This is a genomic window from Kitasatospora sp. NPDC057500 (assembly GCF_042802195.1).
Classification (GTDB): Bacteria; Actinomycetota; Actinomycetes; order Streptomycetales; family Streptomycetaceae; genus Kitasatospora.
The window spans coordinates 13600-32305 of the sequence record NZ_JBHVER010000056.1; the positions used below are offsets into that span (position 1 = coordinate 13600).

The window sequence follows — 18706 nt, forward strand, 5'->3', positions numbered from 1 at the left end:
CCCGTCAGCCGGCCAGGTCGGGCAGCGCCACGGCGCCGGGCAGCGCGGCCACCGCCCGGCCCGGCAGGATCAGCTTGCCCCGCCGCCGCCCGCTGCCGACCAGGACGAACGGGGCCGCGGCCACCGCCTCGTCGACCAGCAGCGGCCAGCCGGCCGGCAGGCCGACCGGGGTGATGCCGCCGTACTCCATGCCGGTCGCCTCGACGGCGGTGTCCATCGGCGCGAACGAGGCCTTGCGGGCCTCCAGGTGCCTGCGGACCGTCCGGTTGACGTCGACCCGGGTGGTCGCCAGCGCCAGGCAGGCGGCCAGGGTGGCCTCCCCGCCGCGCTTGGCGGCGACCACCACGCAGTTCGCCGAAGCCTCCAGCGGCACGTCGTAGGTCTCGCAGAAGACGGCGGTGTCGGCCTTCTCCGGATCGGTCTCGACGTACAGCACGGACCGGGCGGCCTCCCGGTCGTCCCAGTTCTTCAGCGCCTCCGCCACCGGGACGGCCAGCCGGTCCACCACCTCCAGCGCGGGGGCGGCGAAGTCGAACGTGCCGAACGGGAGCTGCGGTTGACCGGTCATGACGGGAACCCTACGCCCCCTCGGCGGACTTGATGACGATCACCCGGTCGGTGAGCTGGAGCGTCTGCGCCTCCGCCTCGGTGTAGTTGATCACCCGCCGGCCGCGCACCACCGCCACCACCACGTCGTCGAGTTCGCGCGGGTTGTGCCCTGCCTCGGCCCGGGTGATCGGGCGCTCGACCACGTCCAGGCCGTTGCCGTAGGTGAGCAGGTCCTCCATCACCGCGCCGGCGTGCGGGCTGAGCATCGACATGCCCAGCAGCCGGCCCGCCGAACTGGAGCTGGTGACCACCACGTCGGCGCCGCTCTGCCGCAGCAGCGGGGCGTTCTCGTCCTCCCGCACCGCCGCGACGATGGTCGCCGAGCGGGTCAGCTGGCGGGCGGTCAGGGTGATCAGCGCGGCGGTGTCGTCCCGCTCCGGCGCGACCACCACCCGGGCGGCGGTGGGCAGTCCGGCGCGCAGCAGCGTGTCGGTCCGGGTGGCGTCGCCGACCACGCCCACCAGGCCCTGCTGGGCGGCCTGGTCGATCACCTTGCGCTGCGGGTCGACCACCACGATCTCGTCCTTGCGCACGCCCTGCCCGAGCAGGGTGTCGATGGCGCTGCGGCCCTTGGTGCCGAAGCCGATCACGACGGTGTGCTCGCGCACGGTGGACCTCCAGCGGTTCAACCGCCACTGCTGACGGGTGCGTTCGGTGAGCACTTCGAGGGTGGTGCCGACCAGGATGATCAGGAAGATCACCCGCAGCGGGGTGACCACGAAGATGTTGGTGAGCCGGGCGCTGTCGCTGAACGGGGTGATGTCGCCGTACCCGGTGGTGGAGAGCGTCACGGTGGCGTAGTACGCCGAGTCCAGGAAGCTCAGCCCGCCGCCGGCGTTGTCGTTGTAGCCCTCCCGGTCCAGCCAGACGATCACCGTGGTGGCCAGCAGGACGCCCAGCGCCAGCAGCAGCCGGGAGCCGACCTGCCGCACCGCGGGGGCGGTACGGCGGGCGGGCAGCACGATCCCGGAGTCGGCCCAGGGCTCGGTGCCGGGCGTGACCGGCCCGGCCAGCCGCTCGCGGACGCGTCGGACACTCACGGGGCCTCCAGCAGTTCGATCTCGTCACCGGCCGCCGCGCCGCCCGGCGGCACCACCGCGAGCGCCTCGGCCAGGGCCAGGCCGCGGAGCATCGCCGGCCCGTCGTACGGGAGGTGGACCACGCCGCGGGCGGTCCGGCGGACCGGCAGCAGCCGGGTGTCCACCGGGTGTCCCGGCAGCGGATCGACGGCGGCGGCCAGCACCGGCTCGCCGGCGCTCCGCCCGGCCAGCGCGTGCAGCAGCGGCAGGGCGAGCGTCACCGTGCCGGCGACGGCGGCCAGCGGGTTGCCGGGCAGGCCGACCAGGAACCGCCCGCCGGGGAGTCCGGCCAGCACCATCGGGTGGCCGGGGCGGACGGCGACGCCGTCCACCAGCAGTCGGGCACCGCACTCGGCGAGCGCCCGGTGCAGGAAGTCCACCGGGCCGGCCGCCGTCCCGCCGGTGGTGACCAGCACGTCGGCGGCGGAGTCCCGCAGGGCGTCCCGGAGCAGCCCGGCGTCGTCGCGGACGGCGCGCGGGTCACCGGTCTCGGCGCCGGCCGCGCGCAGCCACGGCGGCAGCAGCGGACCGAGCGCGTCCCGGACCAGGCCGGGCCGGGGCAGACCGGAGCCGAGCAGTTCGTCGCCGAGCACCAGCACCTCCACCACCGGGGCGCGGCGGACGGCCAACCGGTCGTGGCCGCAGGCGGCGGCCAGCCCGAGCACCGCCGGACCGACCGGGGTGCCGGCCGGCAGCAGCAGCTCGCCGCGCCGGCACTCCTGGCCGCGCGGCCGGACGTCCTGGCCGGCGGTCAGCGCGCCGGGGGCGCGCTCGGACAGCAGCGGCCCGCACGGCTCGCCGTGCTCACGGCGGAGCACGGCGGTGGCGCCGGGCGGCAGTTGGGCGCCGGTGGCGATCTCGACGGCGGAGCCGTCGGCCAGCGGGCCGGCGGCGGGGCGCCCGGCGAGCAGCCGGCCGGTCACCTGCCAGGGGCCGGGGCCGGCGACCGCCCAGCCGTCCATCGCCGAAGTGTCGAAGGCCGGCAGGTCGGTGAGCGCGGTGAGCGGCTCGGCGAGGGTGCGGCCGAGCGCGTCGTCCAGCGGCAGGCTCAGCGGCGGCAGCGCGGGACGGCCGGCCCGGCGGGCGGTCTCCCGGGCCGCCGCCCAGCCGACCGGGCGGACCGGGGCCGGCACGGCGCGTTCCTCCATCACCCTCACGGCTGCCCCGGGTCGTCGGCCCCGGCCGCGGCCCAGCGCTCGGCGAGCGCGGCGGTGCGCCGGGACGCCTCGGCGACCGCCTCCGGGCCGCCGCCGTGCCGCGCGGCGGCGTAGCCGATCAGGAAGGCGGTCAGCGGGGCGGCCGGCCGGTCCACCCCGTGCGCGACCACCCGGGCCAGGTCGAGCAGGCCGCGGACATCGACGTCCAGGTCGATGTCCAGCTCGGCACGGACCTCGGCGATCCAGTCATCCAGCGTGCGCTCCATGCGAACATGCTGCCCGATCGACGGTTTCCCCGGGATGTTTGTCCGGTGAGCGGCGCGCGTCGTTTCGCTCACGTCCGGATGCCGGCCCGGTGAGCGGGCCGGTCCGGACGCGGGGTCAGTCCCGGGCCCCGGCGCGCTCGCGGGCCCGCTCCAGGTCCTCCCAGGTGTCGCAGTCGCGGCCGGCGTCCCCGGTGTCGGCCAGCCGGAGGGTGGGCAGCGCACCGGTCAGCCGGCGCAGCGGCAGCCCGGCGGGGTCTCCGGCGGCGGCCAGGGCGGCGCGCAGGGCGGCGGTGCGGTAGGCGGCGGCGAGCGGCTGGTCCCGGCCGGCGGAGTCGACCAGGACGGCCGCCGCGGTGTCCGGTCCGGCCGCGTCGAGGGCGGCGACCAGCCGGTGGACGGTCCGCCGGTCCAGGAACGGCAGGTCGGCGGCGAACAGCAGGACCAGGTCGGCGGTCACCTCGGCGAGGCCGGCGGCGACGGCCGCCACCGGGCCGCCACCGGGCGGGCGCTCGCGGGTCCACCGGATCCCGGGGCGGGCGGTGGGGCGGGGCGGGCCGACCACCACCGTGGTCCGGGCGTCCGCGCAGGCGGCGAGCACCCGGTCCAGCAGGGTGGTCCCACCGACGGTCAGGCCGGGCTTGTCGGCCCCGCCGAGCCGCCGGGCGGCGCCCCCGGCCGGGACGATCACGTCGTAGGGCGTCATGCCGCCAGTATCCGTCGGCGGGCTCAGCCGGCGGCCCCGTCCTTCCCGGGCTCCGGCCCGGCATCCGCACCGTCCGCGTCGTCGGGCTCCTCGGGTTCCTCGGGCTCCTCGGGCTCCTCGGAATCGTCCGGCCCGCCGGGCTCGGGGACAGTTCCCGGCTCGGCTTCGGCGTCCGGCTCCCCGTCGGCGCCCTCGACGGCCGGGGCGGCCGTGTTGGCGGCGGCGCTCAGCTCCAGCACGACCGGCAGGGTCAGCTCCCCGTACCGCTGGTTCACCGCCGCCACCAGCGCCTCCGCGTCGTCCGGGTGCTCGGCCAGCAGCCGGTCGAAGTCCTGCAGGTACTCCCCGGTGAACGCCAGCACCCGGTCCGCGTCGTCGCCCTGGTCGGGCGCCCGGTGCCCGGCGATCACCCGCTCCGCGCCGAGCTCACCGATCCGGCCCAGGTTGCGGACCCACTCGGTGCGCTGTTCCGGCGTGGTGTCGGCGGTCCAGACGTGGGTGCCGTTGTACGCGAAGTCGCCGGCCACCACGGTGCGGATGCTGGGCACGTGCACCACCGTGGAGCCGCCGCAGTCGCCCTGCCCGAGCAGCAGCACCGGGATCACCTGCCGGTCGACCATCAGCGGCTGGGGCAGCAGCGGCGCCGGGACCAGCGGGTGGTCCGGGATGTCGTCGCCGAACACCGGCTTCCACTGGGCCACCTTCGCGGCGGCGGTGCGCAGGATGCCGTCGACGACCGGCGGGGCGGCCAGCAGCCGCGCCTCGGGGAAGAGCCGCAGCACCTCCTCGGCGCCGAAGTAGTGGTCGGGGTGCTGGTGGGTGATCACGATGGCGAGCAGGCGGCGGCCCTTGCCCGCCACCCACTCGGCCAGCTCGCGGCCGGCGCTGCGGGTGAGCTGGGCGTCGACCAGGATCGCCGTCTGCTCGCCGAGGATCAGCGTGGAGGTGGCGAAGAAGGCCGACTCGGGGCCGGTGAAGACGTCGATCTCCAGCGGCCGGACCGGCGCCCCGGCGGCGGACGCCGCGTCGACCGGGTCCGCGCCGGCGTTCTCCTCGGACTCCTCGGACGGGGACGACGTCACTGGCTGCTCCCTCTGGTTCGGCGGCTCGCGCCCTACAGCATGGGAGCACGGCGTGCGGAAAACGCGGGAGGCGCGCCCGGCGGGGGCGCGCCTTCCCGATCACGTGTCCGGATGGTGACCTCCGCGGCGGAGGTCGGCCCCCCGGCTCAGCCCTTGCGGCCGGTCAGCCTGGCGAAGCGGTCGGCGACGCCCCAGGAGGTGACCCGCCAGAGCGCCTCGACGACGATGTTCCGGCTCATCTTGGACGCGCCCAGCTCCCGCTCGACGAAGGTGATCGGCACCTCGGCGACCTTGAAGCCGGCCTTCACCGTCCGCCAGGCCAGGTCGACCTGGAAGCAGTAGCCGGCCGAGGCGACCTGGTCCATGCCGAGGCCGAGCAGGGTCTCCTTGCGGAACGCCCGGTAGCCGCCGGTGACGTCCCGGATCGGCACGCCCAGCATCAGCCGCGAGTAGGTCGAGCCGCCGCGCGAGAGCAGCAGCCGGGACTTCGGCCAGTTCACCACCCGGCCGCCGGGGACCCAGCGCGAACCCAGCACCAGGTCGGCGCCGCGCAGCGCGGTGAGCAGCCGGTCCAGTTCCTCGGGGCGGTGGGAGCCGTCGGCGTCCATCTCGACGAGCACGTCGTAGCCCTCGTCGATGCCCCAGCGGAAGCCGGCCAGGTAGGCGGCGCCCAGCCCCTCCTTGCCCTTGCGGTGCATCACGTGCACCTGGGGGTCCTCGGCGGCCAGCTTGTCGGCCAGCTCGCCGGTCCCGTCCGGGCTGTTGTCGTCGGCGACGAGGACGTGCACCTCGGGGACGGCGGCGCGCACCCGGCCGACGATGCGCTCGACGTTCTCCGCCTCGTTGTAGGTGGGGATGATCACCAGCACCCGGCCGAGATCGGCAAAACCCTGCTGGTTGACGGTCACGTACTAACCTCTCGGCCGGTGGCGGGACGTGCCGGTCACCATTGCCCGCACTCATCGGAAGACACAGTCCCGGCCGACACCCCGCCGGCCCGGACGACACCGTGGAAAACACTGGGTCCTGGCATCCTACTACCGCGTCCTCGGGCCGACCCTCCTCCCGAGGCACTCCCGGCCCGCGCCCGCCGTTTCCCCCGGGGAGGTGCGGGTCGGCTAGGGTCGATGCCCGACCTTTGCCCGGATGCCCGAATCCGTCCGCCCCCGCCCGCGGCCGCCCGACGGCGGCGAGGCCCACCAGCCACTGCAGCAAGGAGCAGGACCGCGCCCATGGACAAGCTCGTCAACACCGTCCGCCCGTACGCCTGGGGTTCGGTCACCGCGCTCCCCGAGCTGCTCGGGCAGGAGCCGACCGGCGAACCGCAGGCCGAGCTGTGGATGGGCGCCCACCCCGGCGACCCCTCCCGGGCGGACCGGGGCGACGGGCCGCGCCGGCTGGACGAGCTGATCGCCGCCGACCCGGCGGGCGAGCTGGGCGCCGCCTCGGTGGCCCGGTTCGGCCCCACCCTGCCGTTCCTGCTCAAGGTCCTCGCCCCGGGCATCCCGATCTCCATCCAGGCCCACCCCTCGCTCGACCAGGCCCGCGCCGGGTTCGCCGCCGAGAACGCCCTGGGGATCCCGCTGGACGCCCCGCACCGGAACTACCGGGACGCCAACCACAAGCCCGAACTCATCTGCGCGCTCGGCGACTTCGACGGCCTCTGCGGCTTCCGCCGGCCCGCCGACGCGGCCGCGCTGCTGGCCGGTCTCGGGGTGCCCGCGCTGGCGCCGGTGATCGCCCTGCTGGGCGCCGAGGACGAGTCCGAGGCGCTCAGCGGCGCGCTGGCCGCCGTCCTCACGCTGTCGGGACCGGCTGCCGCGGAGGCGGTCCGGGACACCGCCGAGGCGGTCGGCAAGGCCGCCGCCGACGACCCGGACGGGCCGTACGCGCCGTACACCCGGATCGCCCGGGACTTCCCCGGGGACGTCGGGCTGATCGCCGGACTGCTGCTCAACCACGTCCTGCTGCGCGCCGGCGAGGCGCTCTACCTGGGCGCCGGCGTCCCGCACGCGTATCTGCACGGCGTCTGCGTCGAGCTCCAGGCCAACTCGGACAACGTGCTGCGGGCCGGGCTCACCCCCAAGCACATCGACGTGCCGGAACTGCTCAAGGTGGTCGAGTTCGCCTCCTGCTCGCCGTCCCCGCTGCTGCCGGTCGCGGTCGGGGGGACGCCCGGCGAGGAGCTGTACCCCGTGCCGATCGACGAGTTCCGGCTCTCCCGGTTCGTCCTGGACGGCCGGGAGCGGACGGTCGGCGGCGACGCCCCGCAGATCCTGCTCTGTACCGCCGGAGCCGTCCGCCTGACCTCGGCGGACGGCTCCGTCCTGGACCTGCTGCGCGGCGAGTCGGCCTACCTCGCCGCCTCCGGTGCGGCGACCGTGCTGAGCGGCACCGCCGCCACCGTCTTCCGGGCGACCGTCACCCTCTGACGCCGGCGCCCCCGGGCGCCGCCGGCTCGGGCTCGGCCTCGGGGGCCGGTTCCGGCGCCGGAGCGGCCGCGCGGTCGGACGGGACCGCCGTGCCCGGCGTCCCGCCCGCCGCCGCGAGCCGCTGCGCGGGCCAGCGGGCGTCCACCGCCTTGGTCACCCGGCGGCCCAGCTTCTGGAACGGGATCTCGACCAGCCGGTACAGCAGGTAGCTCGCCAGCACCGTGGCACCGAGGAACTCCGCGGTCCAGAGCACCTTGCCGAGGGTGTCGGTCGGCAGCGGGGGCACGCCCAGGATGGGCCGGATGGTGTGCAGGATCGGGTTGTGCAGGAGGTAGACCGAGAAGCTGATCGCGCCGAGCCAGGTCAGCACCTTGGGGAACCTGCGCTCGCGCAGCGCCATCCCGATCCCGAAGGTGAGCCAGGCGCCCAGGTACGAGGCGGTCCAGGCGATCCAGCTCGCGGTCCAGGTGTTGTTCTCCATGCCGTCCTTGTTGTACATCCACCCGACGGCCGCGCCCGCGACGATCACGAAGCCGATGCAGAACCAGGCCGGGAGGCGCTCCATCTGCCGGTGCTGGGCCCGGTAGACCACGGTTCCGGCGAACATCGTGGCGAAGATCATCCAGGTCTCGTAGGCGGGCGCCCGGCTGTTGAGGAGCACCAGGACGAGACCGAGGCCGGCCAGCAGGAGCGCACCGGTGCGGGCCAGCATCGCGTTGCCGCTGAGCATGCAGGCCAGGCCCATCACCACGATCAGGCCGGACGCCGCGACGAGGTTGCGGATCTCGCCGATGCCCCCGGTGAGCTGCGCGCTGGCGATCGAGGTGCCGAAGACCAGCGCCACCGCGGCGAGGCCGACCGCGATCGCACCGCTCCTGCGGTGCCAGTTGACGGTGAACAGCGCGGTGACCACGAAGTAGAAGACCATCTCGTAGCAGAGGGTCCAGGTCACGGCCAGGCCGTTGTACACGCCCAGGAAGTCCTGGAGCATCGTCCCGTTGGCGATCAGGGCGATCAGGTTGTGGCCGGTACGGAAGATCGTCACCGAGCCGTCGTCCGCGGGCAGGATCAGCATCGAGACCGCGATCCCGAGGATCAGCGCCGGATAGATCCGGAAGATCCGGCCGATCCAGAACGCCCTGACGTCACCGCGCCGTTCGAGCGAGGCCGGGATGATGTAGCCGCTCACGATGAAGAACAGCATGACCCCGTAGAGCCCGAAGTCGAAGTGCCACCAGATCTGCCCGCCCAGCGGGGACGGCAGGATGTTGACAAGTTCGAAGTGGTGAAGGGCCACCATCAGCGCGGCGATGCCGCGCAGCGCGTCGAGCCAGCCCAGTCTGCTCCCGGCTGCCGCCCGGAGCGCCGTGCCCTTGTCGCCCGCTGCGGGGCGTGTTCTCCGTATCCTCACAGGTGCGGACCCTAGCCGCCCACCCGGTCCGCACCACAAACCGGCCCCCCCGGCGGCGGACCGGGTGACCGGCCGTCAGTCCCGGGTCATGTCGACGAAGCGGGAGTAGTGGCCCTGGAAGGCCACGGTGATGGTCGCGGTCGGACCGTTGCGGTGCTTGGCGACGATGAGGTCGGCCTCGCCCGCGCGCGGGGACTCCTTCTCGTAGGCGTCCTCGCGGTGCAGCAGGATGACCATGTCGGCGTCCTGCTCGATCGAGCCGGACTCTCGCAGGTCGGAGACCATCGGGCGCTTGTCGGTGCGCTGCTCGGGACCTCGGTTCAGCTGGGAGAGCGCGATCACCGGCACCTCCAGCTCCTTGGCCAGCAGCTTCAGGTTTCGCGACATGTCGGAGACCTCCTGCTGGCGGTTCTCGGCCCGGCGGGAGCCGCCGGACTGCATCAGCTGGAGGTAGTCGATGACGACCAGCTTGATGTCGTTGCGCTGCTTGAGCCGGCGGCACTTGGCGCGGATCTCCATCATCGACAGGTTCGGCGAGTCGTCGATGAACAGCGGCGCCTCGCTGACGTCGGGCATCCGGCGGGCCACCCTGGTCCAGTCGTCGTCCGTCATGGAGCCGGAGCGCATGTGGTGCAGCGCCACCCGGGCCTCGGCGGAGAGCAGACGCATGGCGATCTCGTTGCGGCCCATTTCGAGCGAGAAGATCACGCTCGGCAGCTTGTTGTGGATCGAGCAGGCCCGGGCGAAGTCCAGCGCCAGGGTGGACTTGCCCATCGCGGGACGGGCCGCGATGACGATCATCTGGCCGGGGTGGAGCCCGTTGGTCAGCGCGTCGAAGTCGGCGAAGCCGGTCGGGACACCGGACATCTGGCCGTTGCGGGAGCCGATCGACTCGATCTCGTCGAGGGCGCCCTCCATGATGTCGGCGAGCGGCGCGTAGTCCTCGTTGGTGCGCTGCTCGGTGACGGCGTAGATCTCAGCCTGGGCCGCGTTGACGATCTCGTCCACGTCGCCCTCGGCGGCGTAGCCCATGCCGGCGATCCGGGTGCCGGCCTCGACCAGCCGGCGCAGCACCGCGCGCTCGTGCACGATCTGCGCGTAGTACTCGGCGTTGGCCGCGGTCGGGACGGAGTTGACCAAGGTGTGCAGGTAGCCGGGGCCGCCGACGCGCTGGAGCTCGCCGCGCTTGGTCAGCTCGCCGGCCACGGTGATCGGGTCGGCCGGCTCGCCGCGCGCGTACAGGTCGAGGATCGCGCCGTGGATCAGCTCGTGCGCGGGCCGGTAGTAGTCGGCCGGCTTGAGCACCTCGACCACGTCGGCGATGGCGTCCTTGGAGAGCAGCATGCCGCCGAGGACGGACTGCTCGGCCGCGAGGTCCTGCGGGGGGACGCGCTCGAAGCCCTCCAGGCCGCCCTCGGAGCGCTCGTCCTCGCCGTCCTGGCGGCGCTTGCCGCCGTCCCGCTTGAAGCCGCCGGAACCGCCGGGGCCGCCCTTGCCGCCCTTCTGGAAGCCGCCGCCCTGGCCCTGGCCGTTGCCGCGGCCTCGGGAGACCGGCAGCCGGTCGCCGGGGCCGTCCGGGAACGGGGCGTCGGCGAAGGCGCCGACCGGGAAGGGGTCGTCGGCGCCCTGCCAGTCGTCCTCCGGCGGCGGGGCGTCGTGGTCGTCGTACTGGGGGCCGGTCACGCGTGTTCCCCGATCAGCGAGTGGTGCGAGTTGGAGCGGGCCTTGCCGGTGGCTGGGACGGTGCGGAACCCGACTCCGCGCCACCGCATTTTCTACGCCACCGCACCGACAAATCGGACGCCGGGGCGGATGGGAGTGTCGGACGGAGGGCCCACGCTAAGGCGCCGGACGGCCTTCAGCCAAGGCGGTTATCCACAGGGGGTGTGGACGAGTGGCCCCTGACTGTGGAGAAGTGCCGCAAACCTGTGGACGCCCCTGTGGAAAGCCCTGTGGATAACCAGACCATCGATCCACCGTCAACGCGCTGACCTGCGCTTCCCCCGTCCCGGGCCTGTGCATGAGAAATTCTTCACACACAGCCGGGTGGCGGTGGACACACACACGGACGGCCCAGTCGTTCGCCCGTACGAGTAAGTGGTCCAATGCCATGGTGTCTCTTACCTGTGGATGAGTAGCCTGGTTCCCATGACCCTCACCACCGACCGCCGCCGGCACGACCGGGAGATCCTCGCCCTCGCCGTCCCCGCCTTCGGCGCCCTGGTCGCCGAGCCGCTCTTCCTGATGGCCGACTCGGCGATCGTCGGCCACCTCGGCACCGCCCAGCTGGCCGGCGTCGGCGTCGCCTCGGCCGCGCTCACCACCGCCACCGGGGTCTTCGTCTTCCTCGCCTACGCCACCACCGCCGCGGTCGCCCGCCGGATCGGTGCCGGGGACCGCCGGGCCGCGATCCAGCAGGGCATCGACGGCATCTGGCTGGCGCTGGCGCTCTCCGCCGCGGTGGTCGCGCTGACCCTGCTGCTCGCCCCGCAGGTGGCCGACCTGCTCGGCGCCTCGCCGACGGCCGCCCCGTACGCCGTGACGTACCTGCGGATCAGTGCGCTCGGCATCCCGGCGATCCTCATGGTGATGGCCGCCACCGGCGTGCTGCGCGGCCTCCAGGACACCCGGACGCCGCTGTACGTGGCCGTCGCCGGGTTCGCCGCCAACCTCGGGCTGAACGTCGGTCTGGTCTACGGCGCCGGGCTCGGGGTGGCCGGCTCCGCCTGGGGCACGGTCATCGCCCAGACCGGCATGGCCGCCGTCTACGTGGTCGTGGTGGTCCGCGGCGCCCGCCGGGAGCGGGCCTCGCTGCGGCCGGACCCGGCCGGGATACGGGCCAGTGCCCGGGCCGGCGGACCGCTGATGATCCGCACCCTGAGCCTGCGCGCCATCCTGATGATCGCCACCGCGGTGGCCGCCGGGCTCGGCGACGACGAGATCGCCGCGCACCAGATCGCCATGACGGTCTTCCTGTTCATCGCCTTCGCCCTGGACGCCATCGCGATCGCCGGCCAGGCCATCATCGGCCGCTACCTGGGCGCCGGGGACGTCCCGGGCACCAGGGCCGCCACCCGGCGGATGATCGAGTGGGGCATCGGCTCCGGCGTGCTGCTCGGCCTGCTGGTGGTGCTCGCCCGGCCGCTGTACGTCCCGCTGTTCACCCCGGACCCGGCCGTGCAGCACCAGCTCAACACCGTCCTGCTGCTGCTCGCGCTCTGCCAGCCGGTCTCCGGCCTGGTCTACGTCCTGGACGGGGTGCTGATGGGCGCCGGGGACGGCCCGTTCCTGGCCTGGGCGATGCTCGCCACGCTGGCGGTCTTCGCGCCCGCCGCGCTGGCCGTGCCGGCCAGCGGCACCGGACTCGCCGGGCTCTGGTGGGCGATGAACCTCTTCATGCTGGTCCGCGGCGGCTTCCTGGCCTGGCGGGCCCGCGGCGGCAGGTGGCTGGTCACCGGCGCCGTGCGGAGCTGAACCGCCCCGGGCCCGGGAACGACCGAGGGCCGGCCCCCCGGGAAGGGGGCCGGCCCTCGGGCCACTGCTACGGAGCTGACGCTACCGAGGCGTGGTCGTGGCTCAGGCGGCGACGACGGCGACGTCCAGGTTGGCCTGGACGTCCGAGTGCAGCTTGACCGAGACCTTGTGGGTGCCCACGGTCTTGATCGGCGAAGCGATCGCGACGGCGCGCTTGTCGACCGCCGGGCCGCCGGCGGCCTTGATGGCCTCGACGACGTCGGCCTGGGTCACCGAGCCGAACAGACGGCCGGCCTCGCCGGAACGAACGGCCAGCTTGACCTGGACGCCCTCCAGCTTGCCCTTGACCTCGTTGGCGGCCTCAAGGGTCTGGATCTCGTGGATCTTGCGGGCGCGACGGATGGCGTCGACGTCCTTCTGACCGCCCTTGGTCCAGCGGATGGCGTAGCCACGCGGGACCAGGTAGTTGCGGGCGTAGCCGTCCTTGACCTCGACGACCTCGCCGGCCGAGCCCAGGCCCGGCACCTCGTGGGTGAGGATGATCTTCATTGTTCGGTCACCCTCTCTTAGCGCGCGGTGCTGGTGTAGGGCAGCAGCGCCATCTCACGGCTGTTCTTCACGGCCGTGGCGACGTCACGCTGGTGCTGGGTGCAGTTGCCGGTGACCCGGCGGGCACGGATCTTGCCGCGGTCGGAGATGAACTTCCGCAGCAGGTTCGTGTCCTTGTAGTCAACGTAGTTGACCTTGTCCTTGCAGAAGACGCAAACCTTCTTCTTCGGCTTGCGAGCAGGCGGCTTCGCCATTGTGTGCTCCATTGGGGTTCACGGCCGGGCGGGCGTCTCGCGACGCCCGCGGCCAGGCCGCACGAAATCTGTCAGCTCTTAGAACGGGGGCTCTTCCGAGAAGCCGCCACCGGACGACGGGGCACCCCAGCCGCCGCCACCCTGGTTGCCACCAGAGGGAGCGCTGGACGCCCAGGGGTCGTCGGAGGGGCCGGACTGGCCGCCGGAGTTTCCACCCCAGCCGCCGCCCTGCTGGCCGCCGCCACCGCCCTGGCCGCCCCAGCCGCCGCCCTGGCCGCCGCCCTGCGGGCCGCCGCCGAAGCCGCCGCCCTGGGGACCGCCGGACCGGTTGGCACGGGTGACCTTCGCGGTCGCCGAGCGCAGGCTCGGACCGACCTCGTCGACCTCGACCTCGAAGACCGTCCGCTTCTCGCCTTCCTTGGTCTCGTAAGACCGCTGGCGCAGGCGGCCCTGCACGATGACGCGCATGCCGCGCTGGAGCGACTCGGCGACGTTCTCCGCCGGCTGCCGCCAGACGTTGCACGTGAGGAAGAGGCTCTCGCCGTCCTTCCACTCGTTGGTCTGGCGGTCGAAGGTGCGGGGAGTGGACGCGATGCGGAACTTCGCGACCGCCGCACCCGACGGGGTGAAGCGCAGCTCGGGGTCGTCGACGAGATTGCCGACGAGGGTGATGACGGTCTCGCCTGCCATGGTGGTGATGACCTCTCGGGAAGATGTCCGTTCACCGCTGTTTCACGTGAAACAGCGGTCGCGAGCTACCCGAGACCCGAAGGCCTCAGAGGTGGCTCAGTGGGTGTCCGGGCGCAGGACCTTGGTCCGCAGAACCGACTCGCTCAGGCCCAGCTGGCGGTCGAGCTCCTTGACGACCTCAGGGGTGGCCTGAAGGTCGATGACCGAGTAGATGCCCTCGGACTGCTTGTTGATCTCGTAGGCCAGACGGCGGCGACCCCAGGTGTCGATCTTCTCGACCTTGCCACCCGCGTTGCGGACGACAGCCATGAAGCTCTCGATCAGGGGGGAAACGGCGCGCTCCTCGACCGAGGGGTCGAGGATCACCATCACCTCGTAGTGACGCATGAGTAACCCACCTCCTTTGGACTCAGCGGCCACGGTCTCTCCGTGGCAGGAGGGTTGTGCAGCGTCGGCACCGGAGCAGTGACGACACGGCCACCGTAGCGGCCGGGTACGACAGCCCGTCCACGTTCACCCGGAAGAGGGCAGAGGAGGGCACAACTACACCAGTGCAGACGACACACCCTACCCGCACCCGGACGGACGAACAAAACGCATAGGGGTTGTGAGACCCGCCCAACCGCCGCAATCTGGACGGAACGGGTTTCCCGCCCGTTCGTCTCCACGCCGGAGGTGGGACTCATGGCCCAGACCGTCCACCGCATGCCCGCCCTCACCCTGAACACCGACGGACACCCGCACCCGCGGGAGAACACCCTGGTCGGCCTCACCGCCGTCCTCGGCGCGATCTCCTTCATCACGTCGTTCTTCCACAACCTGCACCTGCTGACCTCGTGGACCGGCCTCTTCGGGATCGTCACCGGTCTGCTGGGGATGTACGTCTCCGTCACCACGGCCGAGCGCTTCGTGCTGATGATCACGCTCGGCGCCTCGGCGATCGGCTTCTACCTCGGCATCGCACGCGGCGGTCTGTGGGGTTAGCCCCGCCTCCGCGAGGAACCCCGGGCGCCCCCGTGGCGTACTTGTCTTCAGGTGACGGGTACGCGGCGGGGGCGCCGCCGTGCCCGCCGCCGCCGGGAACCCGGACGATAGGGTCACCCCGAGAAGACGGGGCCCACCGCAGCCCGACCGACGAGGAGCACCGAGCATGAGCCTGCGCCTGAGGACGATCACCCGCGAGGAGCACCTCGCCTTCATCAGGAGCCGCGCCTCGGCGAGCCACATGCAGGTGCCGTCCTGGGGCGACGTGAAGGCCGAGTGGCGTTCCGAGTCGATCGGCTGGTTCGACGAGGCCAACCAGCTCGTCGGCGCCGGCCTGGTGCTCTACCGGCAGCTGCCCAAGCTCAAGCGCTACCTGGCCTACCTGCCCGAGGGCCCGGTGATCGACTGGTTCGACCGCGACCTCGACCGCTGGCTCCAGCCGATGCTGTCGCACCTGAAGTCCCAGGGCGCGTTCTCGGTGAAGATGGGCCCGCCGGTGGTCATCCGCCGCTGGAACGCCCCGACCATCAAGGAGGCCATCGCCGCCAAGCAGGCCAAGCGGCTGCGCGACGTCGAGGCCGACTGGTACGAGCCGCGCGCCTTCGAGGTCGCCGACCGGCTGCGCAAGGCCGGCTGGCTCCAGGGCGAGGACGGCGGCGCCGGGTTCGGCGACGTCCAGCCGCGCTACGTCTTCCAGGTGCCGCTGGCCAACCGCTCGCTGGACGACATCCAGAAGGGCTTCAACCAGCTCTGGCGCCGCAACATCAAGAAGGCCGAGAAGAGCGGCGTCGAGGTGGTCCAGGGCGGCTACGACGAGCTGCCGGTCTTCCACCAGCTCTACCTGGTGACCGCCGAGCGCGACAAGTTCACCCCGCGCCCGCTGGCCTACTTCCAGCGGATGTGGAAGGCCCTCACCGCCGAGGACCCCAACCGGATGCGGCTGTACATCGCCTACCACGAGGGCGAGCCGCTGGCCGCGACCACGATGCTGGTCGTCGGCGAGCACGTCTGGTACTCCTACGGCGCCTCGGCCAACCACAAGCGCGAGGTGAAGCCGTCGAACGCCATCCAGTGGCGGATGATGCGCGACTCCTACGCCCTGGGCGGCGGGGTGTACGACCTGCGCGGCATCTCCGACACGCTGGACGAGAACGACCACCTGTTCGGCCTGATCCAGTTCAAGGTCGGCACCGGCGGCCAGGCCGCCGAGTACCTCGGCGAGTGGGACTTCCCGCTCAACAAGCTGCTGCACAAGGCCCTCGACCTCTACATGTCGCGCCGCTGAGCAGCCCGCTCCGAGCCACCGAGCAGCCGTGCCCAACACCCCCTGGGAGATGACCCGATGACGCTGTCGCTCTACCTCGACACCGAACGCTGGCGCACCCACCAGCGCTCCGTCCTGGCCGAGTTCCCCGGCCTGGTGCCGGTGGCGAAGGGCAACGGCTACGGCTTGGGCAACCACCGCCTGGCCGAGGAGGCGACCCTCCTCGGCACCGGGGTGCTGGCGGTCGGCACCGCCTACGAGGCCGCCGACGCGGCCGAGTGGTACGGCGGCGAGCTGCTGGTCCTCACCCCCTACCGGCTGGGCGAGGAGGCGCTGCCGCTGCCGCACGCCCGGGTGATCCGGACGGTGGCGAGCGTGGACGCCCTGCGGGCGCTGCACGGCGCCCGGGTGGTGCTGGAGTGCATGACCACCATGCGCCGGCACGGCGTCTCGGCGGCCGACCTCACGACCGTCGCCGCCGAACTGGACGGCGTCGCCTTCGAGGGCCTCGCGCTGCACCTGCCGATGGACCGGCCGGACGGCTCCAGCCCGGTCGAGGAGGTCGCGTACTGGGTGGAGACCGCCCGGGCCGCCGGCGTCCCGGTGCACACCGTGTTCGTCAGCCACCTCGGCGCCGCGGGCATGGAGCAGCTGGCCCAGCGCTTCCCGGACACCGTCTTCCGGGCCCGGATCGGCACCCGGCTCTGGCTGGGCGACCACGGTGCGCTGGAGGTCCGGGCGACGGTGCTGGACGTCACCCCGGTGCGCAAGGGCGACCGCTACGGCTACCGCCAGCACCCGGCGCCCTCCGACGGCCACCTGCTGGTGGTCGCCGGCGGCACCGCGCACGGCATCGGCCTGGAGGCGCCCAAGTACGTGCAGGGCATGTCCTCGCGCGCCAAGGGCATCGCGCGGGCCGGTCTGGCGACCGTCAACAAGACGAAGTCGCCGTACCACTGGGCCGGCAAGCAGCTCTGGTTCGCCGAGCCGCCGCACATGCAGGTCTCGCTGCTCCTCCTGGACGGCGAGGCCGAGCCGCCGGCGGTCGGCGACGAGCTCGGCCTCCAGGTGCGGCACACCACCACGCACTTCGACCGCGTGGTGGACCGCTGAGTCCTGCCGGTCAGTCCTTCCCGGCCGGCTCCGTGGCGGGCGGCTCCGCGGCGGGCGGCTCCTCCAGCCACCCCTCGGGGCCGGCCGGCGCGTATCCGGCGTAGCTCTCCTCCTCGCGCAGCCGGCGGGCGGTGCCGAGCACGAAGACGTCCGGGGCGCCGTCGAGCACCCCGCCGGACGGGTCGTCGCTGCCGTCCCAGCGCACCGGGTCGCGGTCCGGCAGCAGGATGTCCCGGATCACCATGACGACCAGGTAGAGCGTGCCGAGCAGGTGCAGCACGATCGCGAAGTGGTACCAGGACTCGCCGATGCCGTGCTGCTTGGGCCCGGTGACGAAGCCCAGGTGGGACCAGATGCCCAGGGTGTAGAGCACCTCGCAGGCCTGCCAGATCAGGAAGTCCCGCCAGCGCGGCCGGGCCAGCACCGCGAGCGGCAGCAGCCAGAGCACGTACTGCGGCGAGTACACCTTGTTGAACACCACGAACGCGGCCACCACCAGGAAGGCCAGCTGGACCACCCGCGGCCGGCGGGGCGCCGAGAGGCCGAGCCACGCTATCCCCGCGCAGCTCAGCACCATCAGGACGGCGATGAAGGTGTCGAGGTTCGCCAGCCCCACGCCCCGGTTCTGCATGAGGACCAGCCACAGCGAGCCGTAGTCCTCGGTGCGGTGCTTGCTGAAGACGTAGAAGGTCGACCAGCCCTGCCAGTTGGCGACCATGATCGGCAGGTTGACCAGCAGCCAGGCGCCGACCGCGCCGCCGATCACCGACCGCAGGTCGCGCCAGCGGCCGGCCCGCCAGCAGAGCACCAGCAGCGGGCCGAGCAGCAGCAGCGGATAGAGCTTGGCCGCGGTGGCCAGGCCGATGAACACCCCGGCCCAGACCGGCCGCGAGCCGGACCACCAGGCCAGCGCGACGGCCGCCAGCGCGACGGCCAGCAGGTCCCAGTTGACGGTGGCGTTCAGCAGCAGGACCGGCGCCAGGGCGAACATCAGCGCGTCCCAGGGGCGGCGCCGGTGGGTGCGGGAGAGCGCGACCACGGCGACCACCGCGCAGGCCATCAGCAGGCCGGCGTTGATGGTCCAGAACCACCGCTCCTGGTCCTGCAAGGAGCCGCCGCCGGGCGTCAGCCAGGCCGCGATCTGCATGAACAGGCCGGTCAGCACCGGGTACTCGAGGAACTGGAGGTCCCCGGTGGTCCCCGGGATCCGGTCCACGTACGGGTGCAGGCCGGCCGCGAAGCCGCGCCCGGAGAACAGGTGCGGGATGTCGCTGTAGCAGGCGTGCACGTACTGCGGCGAACCGGGCTGGAACCAGGCGGCGTCGTAGCAGGGCAGCTTCTGCGCCATGCCCAGCACCGAGACCACGATCACCACCAGCGCCAGGAAGCGCGCCGGGATCCACCAGGAGACGCCGAGCAGTGCTCGCCGTCCGGGCGGGCCGCCGATGACCTCGCTGCCGGCCGCCGCGACCGGATCCTCGTCCGCCGGCACCACCACGGTGTTGGCCTGCGGACCCGCCGCCGGTGCGGCCGGGGCCTCTTCGTCACGAACGCTGGACGTCATGGCGGACATCCTGCCGCACCCCGGCCGCCCGTACGAGGAGGCCCCTGCCCCTTTTCCCCGACCGGACGGCGGTCA

The 18706-nt window shown here is 73.0% G+C and carries 18 protein-coding genes and 1 pseudogene; 5 read left to right on the forward strand and 14 right to left on the reverse strand.

Annotated elements, in window-relative coordinates; genetic code table 11:
• Window positions 1-4 precede the first annotated feature (4 nt).
• The 7 genes and pseudogenes from ACFU74_RS14935 to ACFU74_RS14965 form a co-directional block, all read right to left on the reverse strand.
• Entirely contained in the window at window positions 5-568 is a 564-nt protein-coding gene (locus ACFU74_RS14935) for a YbaK/EbsC family protein (RefSeq protein WP_380756454.1), read from the reverse strand.
• A 10-nt stretch (window positions 569-578) separates the two neighbouring features.
• The gene (locus ACFU74_RS14940) at window positions 579-1622 is read right to left on the reverse strand and encodes a potassium channel family protein (protein WP_380756494.1); all 1044 of its coding nucleotides are present in this window, start codon (window positions 1620-1622) and stop codon (window positions 579-581) included.
• A gap of 23 nt (window positions 1623-1645) precedes the next feature.
• On the reverse strand, window positions 1646-2836 hold the full coding sequence (locus tag ACFU74_RS14945; protein WP_380756456.1) for a molybdopterin molybdotransferase MoeA: 1191 nt from the start codon (window positions 2834-2836) through the stop codon (window positions 1646-1648).
• 5 nt (window positions 2837-2841) lie between these two features.
• Window positions 2842-3099, reverse strand: a pseudogene (locus ACFU74_RS14950) (DUF6457 domain-containing protein); the annotation flags it as partial.
• Between the two features lie 127 nt (window positions 3100-3226).
• A complete protein-coding gene (locus ACFU74_RS14955; protein ID WP_380756458.1) occupies window positions 3227-3814 on the reverse strand; it encodes a molybdenum cofactor guanylyltransferase in 588 nt (195 codons plus the stop codon).
• A gap of 23 nt (window positions 3815-3837) precedes the next feature.
• On the reverse strand, window positions 3838-4896 hold the full coding sequence (locus ACFU74_RS14960; RefSeq protein ID WP_380756460.1) for an MBL fold metallo-hydrolase: 1059 nt from the start codon (window positions 4894-4896) through the stop codon (window positions 3838-3840).
• 146 nt (window positions 4897-5042) lie between these two features.
• Window positions 5043-5804, reverse strand: a complete 762-nt coding sequence (locus tag ACFU74_RS14965) for a polyprenol monophosphomannose synthase (protein ID WP_380756462.1) — start codon at window positions 5802-5804, stop codon at window positions 5043-5045.
• Window positions 5805-6128: 324 nt separating this feature from the next.
• Here ACFU74_RS14965 and manA point away from each other — a divergent pair, with 324 nt between their 5' ends.
• Window positions 6129-7328 (forward strand): mannose-6-phosphate isomerase, class I, encoded by a 1200-nt coding sequence (gene manA, locus ACFU74_RS14970; protein WP_380756464.1) that lies wholly within the window; start codon window positions 6129-6131, stop codon window positions 7326-7328.
• Here the strand turns inward: manA and ACFU74_RS14975 are convergent.
• On the reverse strand, window positions 7318-8739 hold the full coding sequence (locus ACFU74_RS14975; protein ID WP_380756467.1) for an acyltransferase family protein: 1422 nt from the start codon (window positions 8737-8739) through the stop codon (window positions 7318-7320). The genes manA and ACFU74_RS14975 overlap by 11 nt on opposite strands.
• Before the next feature lie 75 nt (window positions 8740-8814).
• Window positions 8815-10296, reverse strand: a complete 1482-nt coding sequence (gene dnaB / locus ACFU74_RS14980; RefSeq protein ID WP_380756496.1) for a replicative DNA helicase — start codon at window positions 10294-10296, stop codon at window positions 8815-8817.
• Between the two features lie 591 nt (window positions 10297-10887).
• Here dnaB and ACFU74_RS14985 point away from each other — a divergent pair.
• Window positions 10888-12213 (forward strand): MATE family efflux transporter, encoded by a 1326-nt coding sequence (locus ACFU74_RS14985; RefSeq protein WP_380756470.1) that lies wholly within the window; start codon window positions 10888-10890, stop codon window positions 12211-12213.
• 102 nt (window positions 12214-12315) lie between these two features.
• Here ACFU74_RS14985 and rplI read toward each other — a convergent pair whose 3' ends face one another.
• From rplI to rpsF, 4 genes are all read right to left on the reverse strand, one after another.
• On the reverse strand, window positions 12316-12762 hold the full coding sequence (gene rplI, locus ACFU74_RS14990; RefSeq protein WP_380294405.1) for a 50S ribosomal protein L9: 447 nt from the start codon (window positions 12760-12762) through the stop codon (window positions 12316-12318).
• A gap of 17 nt (window positions 12763-12779) precedes the next feature.
• Window positions 12780-13016, reverse strand: a complete 237-nt coding sequence (gene rpsR, locus ACFU74_RS14995) for a 30S ribosomal protein S18 (protein WP_030304537.1) — start codon at window positions 13014-13016, stop codon at window positions 12780-12782.
• Between the two features lie 78 nt (window positions 13017-13094).
• On the reverse strand, window positions 13095-13706 hold the full coding sequence (locus ACFU74_RS15000; RefSeq protein WP_380756472.1) for a single-stranded DNA-binding protein: 612 nt from the start codon (window positions 13704-13706) through the stop codon (window positions 13095-13097).
• A gap of 96 nt (window positions 13707-13802) precedes the next feature.
• The gene (gene rpsF, locus ACFU74_RS15005; protein WP_350570360.1) at window positions 13803-14093 is read right to left on the reverse strand and encodes a 30S ribosomal protein S6; all 291 of its coding nucleotides are present in this window, start codon (window positions 14091-14093) and stop codon (window positions 13803-13805) included.
• A gap of 297 nt (window positions 14094-14390) precedes the next feature.
• Between rpsF and ACFU74_RS15010 the strand changes: the two genes are divergently transcribed.
• The 3 genes from ACFU74_RS15010 to ACFU74_RS15020 all read left to right on the forward strand — a co-directional run bounded on the left by ACFU74_RS15010 (window position 14391) and on the right by ACFU74_RS15020 (window position 17067).
• The gene (locus tag ACFU74_RS15010; RefSeq protein WP_350543136.1) at window positions 14391-14690 is read left to right on the forward strand and encodes a hypothetical protein; all 300 of its coding nucleotides are present in this window, start codon (window positions 14391-14393) and stop codon (window positions 14688-14690) included.
• A 166-nt stretch (window positions 14691-14856) separates the two neighbouring features.
• Complete coding sequence (locus ACFU74_RS15015) at window positions 14857-15975, forward strand: peptidoglycan bridge formation glycyltransferase FemA/FemB family protein (RefSeq protein WP_350570356.1); 1119 nt, start codon at window positions 14857-14859, stop codon at window positions 15973-15975.
• 57 nt (window positions 15976-16032) lie between these two features.
• Window positions 16033-17067 carry an alanine racemase gene (locus ACFU74_RS15020; protein ID WP_380756475.1) on the forward strand — a complete coding sequence of 345 codons (1035 nt, stop codon included), beginning with the start codon at window positions 16033-16035 and terminating at the stop codon, window positions 17065-17067.
• Window positions 17068-17077: 10 nt separating this feature from the next.
• Here ACFU74_RS15020 and ACFU74_RS15025 read toward each other — a convergent pair whose 3' ends face one another.
• Window positions 17078-18631 (reverse strand): glycosyltransferase family 87 protein, encoded by a 1554-nt coding sequence (locus tag ACFU74_RS15025; RefSeq protein ID WP_380756478.1) that lies wholly within the window; start codon window positions 18629-18631, stop codon window positions 17078-17080.
• Window positions 18632-18706: the final 75 nt, after the last annotated feature.

What these genes read in the sequence shown, in the direction of transcription:
- ACFU74_RS15000 (WP_380756472.1), bottom strand. Translation starts at nt 13,706, where the DNA reads ATGGCAGGCGAGACCGTCATCACCCTCGTCGGCAATCTCGTCGACGAC.
- ACFU74_RS15015 (WP_350570356.1), top strand. Translation starts at nt 14,857, where the DNA reads ATGAGCCTGCGCCTGAGGACGATCACCCGCGAGGAGCACCTCGCCTTC.
- ACFU74_RS14945 (WP_380756456.1), bottom strand. Translation starts at nt 2,836, where the DNA reads ATGGAGGAACGCGCCGTGCCGGCCCCGGTCCGCCCGGTCGGCTGGGCG.
- rplI (WP_380294405.1), bottom strand. Translation starts at nt 12,762, where the DNA reads ATGAAGATCATCCTCACCCACGAGGTGCCGGGCCTGGGCTCGGCCGGC.
- rpsR (WP_030304537.1), bottom strand. Translation starts at nt 13,016, where the DNA reads ATGGCGAAGCCGCCTGCTCGCAAGCCGAAGAAGAAGGTTTGCGTCTTC.
- ACFU74_RS15025 (WP_380756478.1), bottom strand. Translation starts at nt 18,631, where the DNA reads ATGACGTCCAGCGTTCGTGACGAAGAGGCCCCGGCCGCACCGGCGGCG.
- ACFU74_RS14985 (WP_380756470.1), top strand. Translation starts at nt 10,888, where the DNA reads ATGACCCTCACCACCGACCGCCGCCGGCACGACCGGGAGATCCTCGCC.
- manA (WP_380756464.1), top strand. Translation starts at nt 6,129, where the DNA reads ATGGACAAGCTCGTCAACACCGTCCGCCCGTACGCCTGGGGTTCGGTC.
- rpsF (WP_350570360.1), bottom strand. Translation starts at nt 14,093, where the DNA reads ATGCGTCACTACGAGGTGATGGTGATCCTCGACCCCTCGGTCGAGGAG.
- ACFU74_RS15020 (WP_380756475.1), top strand. Translation starts at nt 16,033, where the DNA reads ATGACGCTGTCGCTCTACCTCGACACCGAACGCTGGCGCACCCACCAG.
- ACFU74_RS15010 (WP_350543136.1), top strand. Translation starts at nt 14,391, where the DNA reads ATGGCCCAGACCGTCCACCGCATGCCCGCCCTCACCCTGAACACCGAC.
- ACFU74_RS14935 (WP_380756454.1), bottom strand. Translation starts at nt 568, where the DNA reads ATGACCGGTCAACCGCAGCTCCCGTTCGGCACGTTCGACTTCGCCGCC.
- ACFU74_RS14955 (WP_380756458.1), bottom strand. Translation starts at nt 3,814, where the DNA reads ATGACGCCCTACGACGTGATCGTCCCGGCCGGGGGCGCCGCCCGGCGG.